The following is a 16,084-nucleotide window of genomic DNA, read 5'->3' as shown; positions in this document are numbered from 1 at the left end:
AGGCGGCGCTGTTGCGAGTCAGTTCTTGTCCTGGCAATCCAACTGTAGATTGGCCTGGGTGATGTTGCTTTGCGCTGGCACACTGCGGGTCAGCCACACATTGCCACCAATGGTCGACCCCTTGCCGATGGTGATCCTTCCCAGAATGGTCGCGCCCGCATAAATCACCACGTCGTCCTCGACGATCGGGTGGCGCGCCAGGCCTTTGTGCAGGGTCCCCGACTCATCACTGGGGAAGCGTTTGGCCCCAAGCGTCACGGCCTGGTAAATACGCACACGCTCACCGATGATCGCGGTTTCGCCAATCACCACACCCGTACCGTGGTCGATGAAGAAGCTCTGGCCAATCTGCGCCCCCGGGTGGATGTCGATGCCCGTAGCCGAATGCGCCAGTTCCGAACTGATCCGCGCCAGCAGCGGCAAGCCGGCCTGGTACAGGTGATGGGCCAGGCGGTGATGGATGATGGCCAGAATGCCGGGGTAGCACAGCAGCACTTCATCGACGCTGCGCGCTGCCGGGTCACCGTGATACGCCGCCAGCACATCGGTATCGAGCAGCACGCGCAGGCCTGGCAGTGCTGCGGCGAAGTCCTGGATCAGGCGCAGCGCCTGGGCATCGACGCCAGCAAGGTCGGCGTTGGTCTGGCGTGCCGCGTAACGCAGCTCCAACCGCGCCTGGGCCAACAGCGCAGTCAGGGCAGCATCGAGGGTGTGGCCAACGTAGAAGTCCTCGCTCTCCTCACGCAGGTCGACCGGGCCCAGCCGCATCGGGAACAGCGCACCACACAGTTGCTCGAGCACCTGGCGCATCGCCTCGCGCGAAGGCAGCTCGCGCCCGCCTTGCTCGCCAATGCTTCGGCCATTGCGGCTGCGCCACTGCTCACGGGCGCCGCGCAGGCCGCTGACGATACTGTGTAATTGCCAATGCGCGGATGAGGGTTGTTCGCTCACGGTGATCTCCTGCCAGGGCCAATCAGACATTTTGCAAACCACTTTACGGCAAATCCGCCCCTTGGAAAAAACAACGCTTTATTCCATCCTGCGCTAAGTCGGGCATAAGCCGCGATGACGGGGATCGCTTTCGTGGCCTACCCTCAATGCAGCTTAAGCATGACATAGCGCAAAATGTGCATAAGAAAATAAGTTTTTATTATTTCCTGGCCTATCAAGCCAACCCTATAGTCGCCACCCACCACTTCCACAACAAGCGCGGGGCCTGACATGTCGAAATTCGCCAAACCCTTTATCAACGCCAGCCTGGCCATCGTGCTCGGTGCCGGCCTGCTCGGCCAGGCCTTCGCCGGCGAGCAGCTGAAGACCATCCAGGAAAAAGGCGTGATCAACGTCGGCCTGGAAGGCACCTACCCACCGTTCAGCTTCCAGGACGAAAACGGCAAATTGGCCGGCTTCGAGGTGGAGCTTTCGGAACTGCTGGCCAAAGAGCTAGGGGTCAAGGCCAAGATCCAGCCGACCAAATGGGATGGCATCCTCGCTGCGCTGGAGTCCAAACGCCTGGACGTTGTGGTCAACCAGGTGACCATCTCCGAGGAGCGCAAGAAGAAGTACGACTTTTCCGAGCCCTACACCATCTCCGGCATCCAGGCGCTGGTGCTGAAGAAGAAAGCCGCAGACCTGAACATCAAGACTGCGCAGGACCTGGCCGGCAAGAAAGTCGGCGTAGGCCTGGGCACCAACTACGAACAGTGGGTGAAGCAGGACGTGCCGAAGGCCGAAGTGCGCACCTATGAAGACGACCCGTCCAAGTTCGCCGACCTGCGCAACGGCCGTATCGACGCCATCCTGATCGACCGCCTGGCCGCGCTGGAGTATGCGCAAAAAGCCAAGGACACCGAGCTTGCCGGCGACGCCTTCTCGCGCCTGGAAAGCGGTGTGGCCCTGCGCAAAGGCGAACCTGAGCTGCTGGCGGCCCTCAACAAGGCCATCGACAAGCTCAAGGCCGATGGCACCCTGGCCAAGCTGTCCGAGAAATACTTCGGTGCCGATGTCACCAAATGATCGCTGAAAGCCTGCAACTCGTTGTCGATTCCGCGCCCTTCTTGCTCAAGGGCGCGGGTTACACAGTGCTGCTGAGTGTCGGCGGCATGTTCTTCGGCCTGGTGCTGGGCTTTGCCCTGGCGCTGATGCGGCTGTCGAAGATCCTGCCGCTGAACTGGCTGGCACGTATCTATGTGTCGTTCTTCCGCGGCACGCCGCTGCTGGTGCAGCTGTTCGTCATCTACTTCGGCATGCCGCAGATCGGCATCGAGCTCGACCCGATCCCGGCGTCGCTGATCGGCCTGTCGTTGAACATGGCCGCGTACATCTGCGAAATCCTGCGGGCGGCGATCTCCTCGATCGACCGTGGCCAGTGGGAGGCCGCCGCCAGCATCGGTATGACCCGCACCCAGGCCATGCGCCGGGCGATCCTGCCGCAGGCCTTGCGCACCGCGCTGCCCCCGCTGGGCAACAGCTTCATCTCGCTGGTCAAGGACACCGCCCTGGCGGCGACAATCCAGGTGCCCGAGCTGTTCCGCCAGGCGCAGCTGATTACCGCACGCACCTTTGAAGTGTTCACCATGTACCTGGCGGTTGCGGTGGTGTACTGGGTCCTCTGCAGCATCCTCGCGCACTTCCAGAACCGCATGGAAGCGCGGGTCAACCAGCACGACCAGGAGCACTGAAGATGATCGTAGTAGAAGGCCTGACCAAGCAGTTCAAGGGCCAGACCGTGCTCAACGGCATCGACCTGACCGTGCAACCCGGCGAAGTGGTGGCCATCATCGGCCCCAGCGGCTCGGGCAAGACCACTTTCCTGCGCTGCCTCAACCTGCTGGAAACGCCCGATGCCGGGCGCATTCAGATCGGCGCCATCAGCATCGATGCCAACCGCCCGCTCGGCAGCCAGCAAAGCGCCATTCGCCGGTTGCGCCAGCAGGCGGGGTTCGTGTTCCAGAGTTTCAACCTCTTCCCTCACCGCACCGCTCTGGAGAACGTCATTGAAGGGCCGGTGGTGGTGAAGAAGACGCCACGCGCCCAGGCCATTGAACTGGGCCGCAAGCTGCTGGCCAAGGTCGGCCTGGCGGGCAAGGAAGACGCCTACCCCCGGCGCCTCTCCGGCGGCCAGCAGCAACGCGTGGCCATCGCCCGGGCACTGGCCATGGAGCCCGAGGTGATCTTGTTCGACGAACCCACTTCGGCGCTCGACCCGGAGCTGGTCGGTGAAGTGCTGGCGACCATCCGCGGCCTGGCTGAAGAGAAGCGCACCATGGTCATCGTCACCCACGAGATGAGCTTTGCGCGTGATGTGGCGAACCGGGTGATCTTCTTCGACAAAGGCGTGATCGTCGAGCAGGGTGAGGCCAAAGCATTGTTTGCCAGCCCGAAGGAAGAGCGGACCCGCCAGTTCTTGCGCAAGTTTCTGGGGACTGCGGCGTCCGAATAATCTTTATTGGATTGACTGGCCTCATCGCGGGCAAGCCCGCTCCTACAAAGGGCAGCGCTGCGCCTGTAGGAGCGGGCTTGCCCGCGATGAGGCCGGCACATCCACCACAAATCCGCACTTCTATATATATTCCAAAAGGTTAGTTCATAATCTTTTGATAAGCCTTTAGGGTATATAAACCGGACCACCGGACCAGCAAACGTTTGTCGCCATCAGCTGAAGCGACGCATCCCTTTGTGAGGTTCGGTTCTGATGACCACCCAGCTAAATACCCCGCTCCACAGCGACCTCGACAGCTCGCCCCTGCTGCTGCCGGCCAAGGTACTGCGCAACGACGCCGAAGCCCTGCAAGCGGCCCGCGAGTTCGCCCAGACCGCCCGCGAGCAAGCTGCCCGCCGCGATCAGCAACGCAAGTTGCCTTGGGCAGAAATTGAACAGTTCACCCGCAGCGGCCTGGGCAGCATCAGCGTGCCCAAGGCCCATGGCGGCCCCGACGTCTCGTTCGAGACCATCGCCGAAGTGTTCCGCCTCATCAGCGCCGCCGACCCGGCCCTGGGGCAGATCCCGCAGAACCAGTTCGGCATGCTGCAACTGCTGCGCCTGACCGCCACCGAGGCGCAACAGGCGCTGATTTTCCGCAGCGTGCTCGACGGCTGGCGCATTGGCAACGCCGGGCCCGAACGCGGCACCAAGGACACCCTGACGCTCAAGGCCAGGATCACCCGCGAGGGCGACGGCTATCGCATCAGCGGTGAGAAGTTCTATTCCACCGGTGCGCTGTTCGCCCACTGGGTCGCGGTCAAGGCACTGGACGACCAAGGCCGCCAGCGCCTGGCGTTCGTGCGCCGCGGCTCGCCTGGCCTGCGCATCGTCGATGACTGGTCCGGTTTCGGCCAGCGCACCACCGCCAGCGGCACCGTGCTGCTCGACCAGGTGCCGGTCGATGCAGACCTTGTGATCGACAACTGGCGCCAGCGCGATACCCCGAATATCCAGGGCGCCGGTTCGCAGCTGATCCAGGCCGCCATCGATGCCGGTATCGCCGAGGCCGCGATTGAAGATGCCATCCACTTCGTGCGCGAAAAATCGCGGCCGTGGATCGAGGCCAAGGTCGAGCGAGCCAGCGACGACCCCTACGTGATTGCCGACATCGGCCGCCTGAAACTCGAACTGCATGCCGCCGAGGCACTGCTGCTCAAGGCGGCGCGGGTGCTCGACGAGGTCAATGCCGCGCCGATCGACGCTGCCGCCGCCGCACGGGCTTCGATTGCGGTAGCCGAAGCCAAGGTGCTGACCACCGAGATTTCGCTACAGGCCAGCGAAAAGCTGTTCGAGCTGGCTGGCAGCCGCGCCACCCTTGCCGAATTCAACCTCGACCGCCACTGGCGCAATGCCCGGGTGCACACGCTGCACGACCCGGTGCGCTGGAAGTATCACGCAGTCGGCGCGTACCACCTGAACGGCACCCTGCCTGCGCGGCATTCCTGGATCTGATTTTTTGCCTCTGGGGCTGCTTTGCAGCCTAATCGCCGCAAGCCGGCTCCCACATTCAAAGCGACACCGCCAAACAAGTGGGAGCCGGCTTGCCGGCGATTGGGCCGCAAAGCGGACCCTAGGGGCCCGGAGAACACCATGACTACATCTGTTATCACCAGCGATACCCAAGCCCTGGCCGTCGCCGAAGAAATCGCCCAGCAACTGCGCCGCGACAGCGCCCTGCGCGACCGCGAACGCCGCCTGCCGCACGCCGAACTGGAGCTGTTCACCCGCGCAGGCCTGTGGGCCATCAGCGTGCCCAAGGCTTTCGGCGGGGCCGGTGTGTCCAACGTCACCCTGGCCAAGGTCATCGCCCGCATCGCCCAGGCCGACGCCTCCCTCGGGCAAATCCCGCAAAACCACTTCTACGCGTTGGAAGTGCTGCGGGTAAACGGCAGCCCCGAGCAGCAGCAACGCCTCTATACCGACGTACTCGCCGGCCAACGCTTTGGCAACGCCCTGGCCGAACTCGGCACAAAGACCGCCCACGACCGCACCACCCGCCTGACTCGCGAAGGCGACGGCTACCGCATCAATGGCCGCAAGTTCTACGCCACCGGTGCGCTCTACGCCCAGCGCATCCCAACCTCGGTGGTCGATGAAGACGGCGTGCAGCAACTGGCTTTCGTACCGGCCGACAGCCCAGGCCTGCAGGTGATCGACGACTGGAGCGGGTTTGGCCAGCGCACCACCGGCAGCGGCTCGGTAGTCTTCGACAACGTGTTCGTGCGCAGCGAGGACGTGGTGCCGTTCCAGTCAGCCTTTGAGCGCCCCACCCCGGTCGGCCCGCTGGCACAGATTCTTCACGCTGCCATCGATACCGGCATCGCCCGTGCCGCCTTTGAGGATGCCCTGCACTTTGTGCGTACGCGCAGCCGACCGTGGGTCGATTCCGGCCTGGACAAGGCCAGCGAAGACCCGCTCACCCTGAAAAGCGTCGGCCACCTGGCAATCCGTTTGCACGCCGCCGAAGCCTTGCTCGAGCGCGCCGGCGAATTCCTCGACCGCGCCCAGGCCGACAGCAACGCCGATACCGTTGCCGCCGCCTCCATCGCGGTCGCCGAGGTGCGGGCGATCAGCACGGAAATTTCCCTCGCTGCAGGCACTACATTGTTCGAACTGGCCGGCAGCCAGGCCACCCTGGCCGAGCACAACCTCGACCGCCATTGGCGCAACGCCCGCGTGCATACCCTGCACGACCCGGTGCGCTGGAAGTACCACGCCATCGGCAACTACTACCTCAACGCCGAAAACCCACCGCGCCGGGGGACCATCTGATGGCCAAGGAAATCCTCCTCAACGCTTTCAACATGAACTGCATCGGGCATATCAACCACGGCCTGTGGACCCACCCACGGGACACCTCGACGCAGTACAAGTCCCTTGCCTACTGGACCGACCTGGCGCGTTTGCTTGAGCGCGGTTTGTTCGATGGCCTGTTCATCGCCGACATCGTCGGTACCTATGACGTCTACGGCAAGTCGCTGGACGTCACGTTGAAAGAGTCGATCCAGTTGCCGGTCAACGACCCCCTGCTGCTGGTCTCGGCCATGGCCGCCGTCACCCGCAACCTGGGTTTCGGCCTCACTGCCAACCTCACCTACGAGGCGCCCTACCTGTTTGCCCGGCGCCTCTCTACCCTCGACCACCTGAGCAACGGCCGGGTCGGCTGGAACATCGTCACCGGCTACCTCGACAGCGCCGCCCGCGCCATGGGCCTGGAGCAGCAGCCAGAACACGACCGCCGCTATGACCAGGCCGATGAGTACCTTCAAGTGCTGTACAAGCTGCTAGAAGGCAGCTGGGCCGACGATGCAGTGGTCGAAGACCGCGAACGACGGGTGTATGCCGAGCCCGAAAAAGTGCGCAAGGTCCACCACCAGGGCGAGTTCTACAAGGTCGAGGGTTACCACCTGTGCGAGCCCTCGCCGCAGCGCACCCCGGTGCTGTTCCAGGCCGGCAGCTCGCCACGGGGCCTGGCTTTCGCCGGCAACCATGCCGAATGCGTATTCATCAGTGGCCACGACAAAACGGCAACCCGCGCCCAGGTCGACAAGGTACGCGCGGCCGCCGAGGCTGCCGGCCGCGATCCGCAGGCGGTCAAGGTGTTCATGGGTATCACGGTGATCGTCGCCCCCACCGAGCAGCAGGCCCAGGCCAAGTACGCAGAGTACCTGCGCCATGCCAGCCCGGAAGCGGGCGTGGCGCACTTCGCCGCCTCCACCGGCATCGACTTTGCCGCCTATGCGCTGGACGAGCCGATCGGCGCCAGCAAGGGCAACGCCATCCAGTCGGCCACCCGCCAGCTGCAGGAGAACGCCTGGACCCGCCGCCGCCTACTGGAGCAGCACGCACTCGGCGGGCGCTACGTGACCCTGGTTGGGGCGCCCGAACAGGTCGCCAAGCAACTGATCGCCTGGGTCGATGAAACCGGCCTGGACGGCTTCAACCTCACCCGCACCGTCACCCCGGAAAGCTTCGAAGACTTCATCGACCTGGTGGTGCCGCAACTGCAACAGCGTGGCCGCTACAAGACCGCCTACGCCGAAGGCACGCTGCGCGAGAAGCTGTTCCAACGTGACCACCCGCACCTGCCGGCCGACCACCCCGGCTCGGCTTACCGCCACACCTCTACCCCTGCCACGACTGGAGTTGCGCACCATGCTTGAGAAACTGTTCCGGCCCGTCGCGGCCATCGCCCTCACCCTCGGCCTGGCCGGCGGCGCCTGCGCTGCCGAGCCGCTGAAAATCGGCACCACCGCCGCCTTCGCGATCCCGCTGGAAGCCGCCGTGGCAGAAGCGCACAAGCAAGGGCTGGAAGTGAAGCTGATCGAGTTCAGTGACTGGATCGCACCCAACGTCAGCCTCAACAGCGGCGACATCGATGTGAACTACTTCCAGCACATCCCCTTCCTGGAGAACGCCAAGGCTGCCGCCGGGTTCAACCTGGTGCCCTTCGCGCCCGGCATCATCAATAACGTCGGCCTCTACTCGAAGCGGTACAAAAGCTTCGCCGAACTGCCCGAGGGCGCCAGCGTGGCGATCGCCAACGACCCTATCAACAGTGGCCGCGGCTTGCAGTTGCTGGCCAAGGCCGGGCTGATCACGCTCAAACCGGGTGTCGGCTACAAGGCTACCGAGGACGACATTGTCGCCAACCCGAAGAAGCTGAAAATCCTCCAGGTCGAAGCCGTGCAGCTGGTGCGCGCCTACGATGACGCCGACCTGGTGCAGGGCTACCCGGCCTATATCCGCCTGGCCAAAACCTTCGACGCCACCTCGGCGCTGCTGTTCGACGGCCTGGAAAACAAGGAATACGTGATCCAGTTCGTCATCCGCCCACAGAGCAAGGACGACCCGCGCCTGGCCAAGTTCGTCGATATATACCAGCACTCGCCCGCCGTGCGCGAAGCCCTGAACAAGGCCCATGGCAGCCTCTACCAAGCCGGTTGGGAAGGCTGACATGAGCCAGGCCAGCGCCCTCAAGGCGCCCACCGCTCAAACCGCGCCGCCACCGGCTCGGGAGCAGGCCTTGCGCCCGGAGGTGAACGAAGCCCATGTGCGCTTCGTCGGCCTCGGCAAGACCTACCCGGGCCAGGAGCAGCCGGCGCTGCAAGGCATCGACCTGAACATCCGCCGCGGCGAGATCTTCGGCATCATCGGCCGTAGCGGCGCAGGCAAATCGTCGCTGCTGCGCACCATCAACCGTCTGGAGCAGCCCAGCCAAGGCCGGGTGCTGATCGACCAGGTCGACATCGCACCGTTCGACGAAGATCGCCTGGTGGCCCTGCGCCGGCGCATCGGCATGATCTTCCAGCACTTCAACCTGATGTCGGCCAAAACCGTCTGGCAGAACGTCGAGCTACCGCTGAAGGTGGCCGGCGTGGCCAAGCCCGAACGCCAACGCAAGGTGCGCGCGCTGTTGCAGCTGGTCGGCCTGCAGGACAAGCACCACGTCTACCCGGCGCAGTTGTCGGGTGGGCAGAAGCAGCGCGTCGGGATCGCCCGGGCTCTGGTCCATGACCCCGAAATCCTGCTGTGCGACGAAGCCACCTCGGCGCTGGACCCTGAAACGACCGCGTCGATCCTGGAACTGCTGCGTGACATCAACCAGCGTCTGGGCCTGACGGTCGTGCTGATTACCCACGAAATGGCGGTGATCCGCGATATCTGCCACCGGGTGGTGGTACTGGAGCGTGGCGAAGTCGTCGAGCAGGGCGAGGTGTGGCGGGTGTTCGGCTCACCACGCCATGAAGTCACCCGCACCCTGTTGGCGCCGTTGCAAGCCAAACTGCCCGCAGCCTTGCAGGCAAACCTGCAGGCCAGCCCGGTAGGCCGTGACAGCGCGGTGGTGCTCAAGCTCACGGTGCTCGGCGAACCGGCGTTGTCCGACCTGTTCAGTGATCTGGGCGGGCGCGTGCGCCTGCTGCAGGGCGGCGTGGAAACCATCGGCGAGCATGCCTTGGGGCAGCTGATCCTGTCGGTGCAGGGCTCCCCGCACGACACCTATCAATTGCTGGAGCGCGCCCGCCGCTGGGCCGAAGACGTGGAGGTACTGGGCCATGTGGTTTGATCGCTTGCTCGAAGGTTTGCTCGATACCCTGCTGATGGTGGGTGTGTCGTCGCTGATCGCGCTGCTGGTGGGTGTGCCGATGGCGGTGCTGCTGGTTACCAGCGACAAGGGCGGCATTTTCGAGGCGCCCCTGCTGAACCGGGTGCTCGGTGCCTTCGTCAACCTGTTCAGGTCCATCCCCTTCCTGATCCTGATGGTCGCGTTGATCCCCTTCACCCGCCTGGTGGTCGGCACCACCTATGGCGTGTGGGCCGCGGTAGTGCCGTTGACCATCGCCGCCACCCCGTTCTTCGCCCGGATTGCCGAGGTGAGCCTGCGCGAGGTCGACCATGGCCTGGTGGAGGCGGCACAGGCCATGGGCTGCCGGCGCTGGCACATCGTCTGGCATGTGCTGTTGCCCGAAGCGCTGCCGGGGATCGTCGGCGGCTTCACCATTACCCTGGTGACGCTGATCAACTCCTCGGCCATGGCCGGGGCGATAGGTGCGGGTGGGTTGGGAGATATTGCCTACCGGTACGGGTATCAGCGTTTCGACAGCCAGATCATGCTGACCGTGATTGCCATGCTGGTGGCGCTGGTGGCGGTGATTCAGGTGGGTGGGGACCGGCTGGCGAGAGGCTTGAACAAGCGGTGAGCATGGCTTGAGTCCTTTGGTGTTGCACAGATCGAGCGCCGCGCGGGCGGCGCTCGATCTGTGCAACACCACAAAAATCAGGCCAAGCCCCTCACCCCCAGCGCAGATCTTGAGCCGGCACCGGCCGCCCGAACCAGTACCCCTGCCCCAGCTGGCATTGTTGCTCCAGCAGGAACCTGGCCTGCTCGGCCTGCTCGATCCCTTCGGCATGCACCTTCATGCCCATGCTGTGCGCCAGGGCGATGATCACCCGCACGATGGCGACGTCATCGTCATCCATGGGCAACCCGGCGACGAAGCCCTGGTCGATCTTGAGCTTCTGCACCGGCAAACGCTTGAGCCGCAGCAGTGACGAATAACCCGTACCAAAGTCATCGATGGCCAGGCTCAGGCCCAGCTCGCGCAGGCGGTGCAATTGCTCCAATGCGACTTCCGGGTCTTCCATCACTGCGCTCTCGGTCACCTCAAGTTCCAGCAATGCCGGGGGCAGGCCGGTTTCGTGCAATACCTCGGCCACCTGCCGGTACAGCGCTCGCTGGCCGAACAGGCGGCTGGAGATGTTCACCGCAACGAACGCCAGCCCACGCCCTTCAGCCTGCCAGCGGACCATCTGCCGGCACGACTCGCGCAGCACCCAGGCATCGATTTCGGCAATCAGGCCGGTACGCTCGGCGATGGGGATGAATTCGCTCGGCGGCACCAGGCCGCGCAGCGGGTGCTGCCAGCGTACCAACGCCTCCACCCCGACCATCTTCGATGTGAACAGGTCATGCACCGGCTGAAAGAACACCCGCAGCTCGTCCTGCTCGAGCGCATGGCGCAGCTCACCGGCCGTTTCCACACGTTGCTGGGCGTGCGCCGTCAGCTCTTCGGTGTACAGCGCGTAGCAGGCGCGGCCGTTGTGCTTGGCCTTGAACAGCGCCGAGTCGGCGTTGCGCAGCAGTTGCTCGGCACCCAACGCATCGCTGGGGAACAGGCTGATGCCAACACTCACACCGATGAACAGCCGATGCCCTTCGAACTCGAACGGGTCACGCATGCGTTCGATGAGCGCCTGCGCCAGCTTGCCGGCCTGGCCAACCTGTTGGCAGTTCTCCGCCAGCACGCCGAACTCGTCGCCGCCCAGGCGCGCCAGGGTCACGCCATTGCCCAGCGCTTCGCCCAGGCGTTCGCCCACCAGTTTGAGCAGCTGGTCACCGATGGTGTGCCCCAACCCGTCGTTGATGCTCTGAAAGTGGTCCAGGTCCAGCAGCAACAAGGCGCAGCCACGTTTGTTGGCCTGCGCCGAGGCCAAAGCCTGCTCGAGGCGGTCGTTGAACAACAGCCGGTTGGGCAAACCGGTCAGCGGGTCGTGGTGGGCCAGGAAGGCCAGTTCCTGCTCGGTGTGCTTGATTGCGCTGACGTCGCTGAACACCGCTACATAATGGGTCAGTTCGCCGCTTTCGTCGCGAATGGCGCAGATCGTCTGCCATTGCGGATAGATTTCACCACTCTTGCGCCGGTTCCAGATTTCTCCGCTCCACTCGCCTTTCTCGGCCAGGGTGGAGTAGATCTGTTGATAGAACGGTACACCGTGGCGGCCAGACTTGAACTTGCTGGGGCGATGGCCGAGCACTTCATCCTGCTGATAACCGGTGATGCGCATGAAGGCGCGGTTGACGTGCACGATCAGGCCCTGGCGGTCGGTGACCAGCACGCCTTCCAGCGTGCTGTCGAAAACCGCTGCGGCCATGCGCAGGCGCTCGCGGTCTTCGCTGCGCAGCTGCGCGCCGATGCCGATGAAGTTGAGCAGGCGTGCGCGGGACACGAAAATAAGTACGGCACTGACCAGCACCCACAGCACCACATTGATCTGCCGGCCCACGGTCAGCGCCAGGGGGTCTTCGGACAGGGTGCGCAGCACCAGCTCTGACAGCACCAGCCAGAGGATCGAGAGCACCACGTAGAGCGCTGCCATGCGCAAGGCGTCGCGAACGGAAACAGACATGTCGAGGGGGAAAGCCCATGAAAAATGATGGGGCATTATAAAGGTAGAAACATGCCGTGACGTCCTATCTGAAAGGGTGACTGGTTTTATTTCCTCACCAAGGGATAATCAAACCTTTCCCCTGTGTCTTCGAGGGTTTTTACACCTATGTGGTACAACGGTCTGCTCGACTTGTCGGCCTGGCAACTGGTTGGCGTCACCCTGCTGATGACTCACGTGACCATCGTCAGCGTCACCATCTACCTGCACCGCTACTCTGCCCACCGTGCGCTGGAGCTCAATGGCGCGCTCAAGCATTTCTTCCGCTTCTGGCTGTGGCTGACCACGGCGCAGAACACCCGCGAGTGGACGGCCGTCCACCGCAAACACCACGCCAAATGCGAAACCCCGGACGACCCGCACAGCCCGGTGCACAAGGGCTTGAGCACCGTACTGCGCAAAGGTGCCGAGCTGTACCGCGAAGAGGCACGCAACCCCGAAACCCTGCGCATCTACGGCAAGAACTGCCCGGATGACTGGGTCGAGCGCAACGTCTACTCGCGCTACAAGCTGGGCGGTATCGTGCTCATGGCGGTACTCGACCTGCTGCTGTTCGGCACCATCGGCATCACCATCTGGGCGGTGCAGATGATGTGGATTCCGTTCTGGGCAGCCGGCGTGGTCAACGGCCTGGGGCATGCGGTGGGCTACCGCAACTTCGAATGCCGCGATGCCGCCACCAACCTGGTGCCGTGGGGTATCGTCATCGGTGGCGAAGAACTGCACAACAACCACCACACCTACCCCAACTCGGCCAAGCTGTCGGTCAAGCGCTGGGAATTCGACATGGGCTGGGCCTGGATACGCGTGCTCTGCCTGCTGCGCCTGGCCAAGGTGCAACGTGTGGCGCCCATCGCTCACCGGGTTGAAGGCAAGGCGAGCCTGGACATGGACACCGCCATGGCCATCCTCAATAACCGCTTCCAGATCATGGCCCAGTACCGCAAACTGGTGATCGCCCCGCTGGTGCAACAGGAACTGGCCAAGGTCGACGCTTCGGTACGCCACCGTTTCCGCCGCGCCAAACGCCTGCTGTCGCGCGAAACCAGCCTGCTCGAAGACCGCCACCATGTGCGCATCGAGTCCATGCTCGCGCACAGCCAGGCGCTGAAGACCATCTACGAAAAACGCCTGGCGCTGCAGCAGATCTGGGCGCGTACCAGCGCCAACGGCCACGACATGCTAGCTGCGATGAAAGACTGGGTGCACGAAGCCGAAGCCAGTGGTATTCATGCCCTGCACGACTTTGCAGCGCAGCTCAAAACCTACTCCCTGCGCCCAACCGGCGCCTGACCGCCGTTGATCGGCACGCCCCGCAACAGGGCGTGCCCGCTGGAACTTCCCCCCTGAAAACCCACTCAAACCCGGCACATCGCCCGCGTGGGGGCCGGTCTGTGGCCGCACGCTCACCCGTCGAGAAACGCTTCGTGCACATGGCCAAGAACATCCCTTCACTCCTGCCCGGCAACGCCCCCCCCGAAGCCGCCCAGACCTTGCTGGCCTTGCTGCACGCCCAAGGTGAAGTCGCGCGTCTGAGCGAGCGGGAGCAGCTCTACAGCTCACTGCTGGACAGCGTCAACGCGGTGCTGTGGGCATTCGACTGGGAAAACCGCCAGGTGCTTTACGTCAGCCCCGCCTATGAGCGCATCTTCGGCCGGCCCGCCAGCCTGGTACTGGCCGACTTCAACGAATGGCGCGACAGCATCTACCCAGACGACCTGGAATACGCCGAACGCAGCCTGGCCCAGGTGCTGGTCACAGGCGCAGTGGAAGACCGCGAATACCGCATCATCACAGCCAGCGGCCAGGTGCGCTGGCTGAGTGACAAGTGCTACATCAACCAGCAACGCGAAGGCGACCGCGTGATCGTCGTCGGTATTGCCGAAGACATCACCGAAAAGAAGCAACTCGAAGGCGAACTGCAGCGCCTGGCCACGACCGACGTGCTGACCCAGAGCAGCAACCGCCGGCATTTCTTCGAATGCGCTCAGCAGGCGTTCGACAGCGCTCGTGAGGACGACACCCCGTTGGCCTTCCTGCTATTGGATATCGATGACTTCAAGCAGATCAACGACAGCTACGGCCACCAGGAAGGTGACCAGGTGCTGCAACGCATCGCCGACAGCGGCAAGGCCGTGCTGCGGCGCGGCGACCTGTTCGGGCGCATCGGCGGCGAGGAATTTGCGGCGGTGTTCCCAGGCTGTAACGCGCAGGTTGCCGAGCAGATTGCCGAACGGCTGCAGCGTGAGATCCAGCGGCTGAGCTTCAGCCACGGGCAGCAGGTGTATGGGGTGACGGTCAGCCAGGGGCTGACTGGGCTTACCGATGAGGATGAGTCACTGGATAGCCTGTTCGCACGGGCGGATGCGGCCATGTACCAGGCCAAGCGGCAAGGGAAGAATCAGATAGTGCGGGGATGACCCAGGTCTTGAGCGGGGCGCCTTCCCTGTGGGAGCCGGCTTGCCGGCGATGAGGCAGGGCCCGCTAAATCTGAATTGCCTGCAAGGGCCCTATCGCCGGCAAGCCGGCTCCACAGGGACCGCGCACTCATTCAGGACGGCGTTACTTCATCTGGCGCCGGCGGCTCTTCACCCTTGATCTCGACGACCTGCGCCTTTGCATCCTCCCGCGGTTTGACCTCGGGGTTGTCCACCTTGCGCAAGCGGCTCAACTGCGCCAGCCCAACCTTGAGCAAACGCGCGGTCTTGTTTTCAGCCACCTTCTCCAGCCCCTGATCCGCCGGCAACCGCGCCAGTTGCCCGGCCAGGTTCATGGCCAGAATCTCCCGCGAGTAAACCCCGCCCCCCAACTGGTAGATCGCCGCAATCAGCTCACGCAGGCTCAGCGGCAAGCGCCAGCGGGTACGCAACGCCGAGCCGAACGCCGCGCCGAAGTCCTTCAGCGAGGTGTGCACGTGGCCTTCGTCCAGCTCGCCACCGGCCAGCCGCCACTCTTGCAGGCAACGCAGCACAGCCAGGTCACCCAGGCAATGCAGCAGGCCGGCGCAGTAGCAACGCTCTTCGTCCAGGTCGAGCATGCGTGCCAACGACCGCGCGTATTCGGCGGTGTGCAGCGACAAGTTCCAGAAGTGCGCCGCGTGCTGCGCCAGCAGGGGGTCGGTCAGGCGCGCACTGCGCTTGAGGGTCAGGCCCAGGATGAGGTTCATGCTCTGCGTACTGCCTAGCTTGTTCAACGCCTGCAGCAAGGTTTGCACCGGCGCCTCACGGTGCAGGGCGGCGCTGTTGGCGGCAGCGATCAGCACGGCGGTGACCTGTGGGTCGCTGCGCACTTCCTCTTCCAGCACCTTGAGGTTCAGCCCCTGCGGGTTGAGCGCGCGCTTGATCGCCACTTGTACGTCGGCGAACAGCGGCCCGCCATCGGCCGTAGCCCGGCGCTGCTCAAGGAAGGCTGGCAGGCTGGCGCCTGGCTGCAGTGGCGGCACCGGGCAAGCGATCTGCTCACCCACAGCCAGCAGCAGCTCTTTCAGGCGCTTGCGCAGGTTGTCCAGATCCAGCGGCTTGCTCAGGTAAGCCGTGGGGTGCAGCGGCAACGCCTCGCGCACGCTGGCACTGTCGCTGCGGCTGCTCATGAGAATGAACGGCAACCCCGGGCCTTTGGCGCGCACCTTGCGCAACAGGTCCAGGCCATCGAGGCCCGTCAGCTCGCGGGCGGCGATGATCAGGTCAGGCTTGCTGGCCAATGCCGTCAACGCCTCGGAGCCGTCGGCACACACCTGCAGCCGGGCATCGCAGCGCACGCTGAGCAACATCTCACGCAACATGTCGCGTACCCAGGGGTCGCCTTCGGCAATCAGTACGCAAGGTGGGGCGGGGTCTGCAGCGCTCATGGCCAACTCCTGAATATCCTGACACG

At 64.1% G+C, this 16,084-nt stretch carries 14 protein-coding genes; 11 read left to right on the top strand and 3 right to left on the bottom strand.

Features of this window, described 5'->3' with window-relative positions:
- Positions 1 to 18 precede the first annotated feature (18 nt).
- On the bottom strand, positions 19 to 951 hold the full coding sequence (epsC, locus tag ACFY68_RS04190; RefSeq protein WP_387523570.1) for a serine O-acetyltransferase EpsC: 933 nt from the start codon (positions 949 to 951) through the stop codon (positions 19 to 21).
- A 270-nt stretch (positions 952 to 1,221) separates the two neighbouring features.
- Between epsC and tcyJ the strand changes: the two genes are divergently transcribed.
- The 9 genes from tcyJ to ACFY68_RS04145 all read left to right on the top strand — a co-directional run bounded on the left by tcyJ (position 1,222) and on the right by ACFY68_RS04145 (position 10,185).
- Positions 1,222 to 2,016: a cystine ABC transporter substrate-binding protein gene (gene tcyJ / locus ACFY68_RS04185; RefSeq protein ID WP_346612543.1), complete on the top strand. Its 795-nt coding sequence runs from the start codon at positions 1,222 to 1,224 to the stop codon at positions 2,014 to 2,016.
- Positions 2,013 to 2,681, top strand: a complete 669-nt coding sequence (gene tcyL, locus ACFY68_RS04180) for a cystine ABC transporter permease (protein ID WP_387523566.1) — start codon at positions 2,013 to 2,015, stop codon at positions 2,679 to 2,681. Before tcyJ ends, tcyL begins: the two co-directional genes overlap by 4 nt.
- A 2-nt stretch (positions 2,682 to 2,683) precedes the next feature.
- Entirely contained in the window at positions 2,684 to 3,442 is a 759-nt protein-coding gene (tcyN, locus tag ACFY68_RS04175) for an L-cystine ABC transporter ATP-binding protein TcyN (RefSeq protein WP_387523563.1), read from the top strand.
- 252 nt (positions 3,443 to 3,694) lie between these two features.
- Complete coding sequence (locus ACFY68_RS04170) at positions 3,695 to 4,936, top strand: SfnB family sulfur acquisition oxidoreductase (protein ID WP_387523560.1); 1,242 nt, start codon at positions 3,695 to 3,697, stop codon at positions 4,934 to 4,936.
- Between the two features lie 138 nt (positions 4,937 to 5,074).
- On the top strand, positions 5,075 to 6,256 hold the full coding sequence (locus tag ACFY68_RS04165; RefSeq protein ID WP_387523558.1) for an SfnB family sulfur acquisition oxidoreductase: 1,182 nt from the start codon (positions 5,075 to 5,077) through the stop codon (positions 6,254 to 6,256).
- The gene (locus ACFY68_RS04160; protein ID WP_387523555.1) at positions 6,256 to 7,647 is read left to right on the top strand and encodes an LLM class flavin-dependent oxidoreductase; all 1,392 of its coding nucleotides are present in this window, start codon (positions 6,256 to 6,258) and stop codon (positions 7,645 to 7,647) included. Before ACFY68_RS04165 ends, ACFY68_RS04160 begins: the two co-directional genes overlap by 1 nt.
- Entirely contained in the window at positions 7,640 to 8,440 is an 801-nt protein-coding gene (locus tag ACFY68_RS04155; RefSeq protein ID WP_387523552.1) for a MetQ/NlpA family ABC transporter substrate-binding protein, read from the top strand. Before ACFY68_RS04160 ends, ACFY68_RS04155 begins: the two co-directional genes overlap by 8 nt.
- 1 nt (position 8,441) lies before the next feature.
- Positions 8,442 to 9,551, top strand: a complete 1,110-nt coding sequence (locus tag ACFY68_RS04150; protein WP_387523549.1) for a methionine ABC transporter ATP-binding protein — start codon at positions 8,442 to 8,444, stop codon at positions 9,549 to 9,551.
- Complete coding sequence (locus tag ACFY68_RS04145) at positions 9,541 to 10,185, top strand: methionine ABC transporter permease (protein WP_387523546.1); 645 nt, start codon at positions 9,541 to 9,543, stop codon at positions 10,183 to 10,185. The genes ACFY68_RS04150 and ACFY68_RS04145 overlap by 11 nt, the downstream gene beginning before the upstream one ends.
- Before the next feature lie 91 nt (positions 10,186 to 10,276).
- Here ACFY68_RS04145 and dibA read toward each other — a convergent pair whose 3' ends face one another.
- A complete protein-coding gene (gene dibA, locus ACFY68_RS04140; protein WP_387523543.1) occupies positions 10,277 to 12,172 on the bottom strand; it encodes a phosphodiesterase DibA in 1,896 nt (631 codons plus the stop codon).
- A gap of 147 nt (positions 12,173 to 12,319) precedes the next feature.
- Here dibA and desA point away from each other — a divergent pair, with 147 nt between their 5' ends.
- The gene (gene desA / locus ACFY68_RS04135) at positions 12,320 to 13,504 is read left to right on the top strand and encodes a delta-9 fatty acid desaturase DesA (RefSeq protein WP_387523540.1); all 1,185 of its coding nucleotides are present in this window, start codon (positions 12,320 to 12,322) and stop codon (positions 13,502 to 13,504) included.
- 140 nt (positions 13,505 to 13,644) lie between these two features.
- Positions 13,645 to 14,631, top strand: a complete 987-nt coding sequence (locus ACFY68_RS04130; RefSeq protein WP_387523807.1) for a GGDEF domain-containing protein — start codon at positions 13,645 to 13,647, stop codon at positions 14,629 to 14,631.
- Positions 14,632 to 14,762: 131 nt separating this feature from the next.
- On the opposite strand, the gene ACFY68_RS04125 is transcribed toward ACFY68_RS04130, so the two are convergent.
- Positions 14,763 to 16,058 (bottom strand): HDOD domain-containing protein, encoded by a 1,296-nt coding sequence (locus ACFY68_RS04125; protein WP_387523537.1) that lies wholly within the window; start codon positions 16,056 to 16,058, stop codon positions 14,763 to 14,765.
- Between the last annotated feature and the right edge of the window lie 26 nt (positions 16,059 to 16,084).

Source organism: Pseudomonas sp. NPDC012596, from assembly GCF_042902325.1.
Taxonomy (GTDB): domain Bacteria; phylum Pseudomonadota; class Gammaproteobacteria; order Pseudomonadales; family Pseudomonadaceae; genus Aquipseudomonas.
The sequence above is the reverse complement of the archived record's forward strand: the minus strand, read 5'-3'. Positions and strand labels throughout refer to the sequence as shown.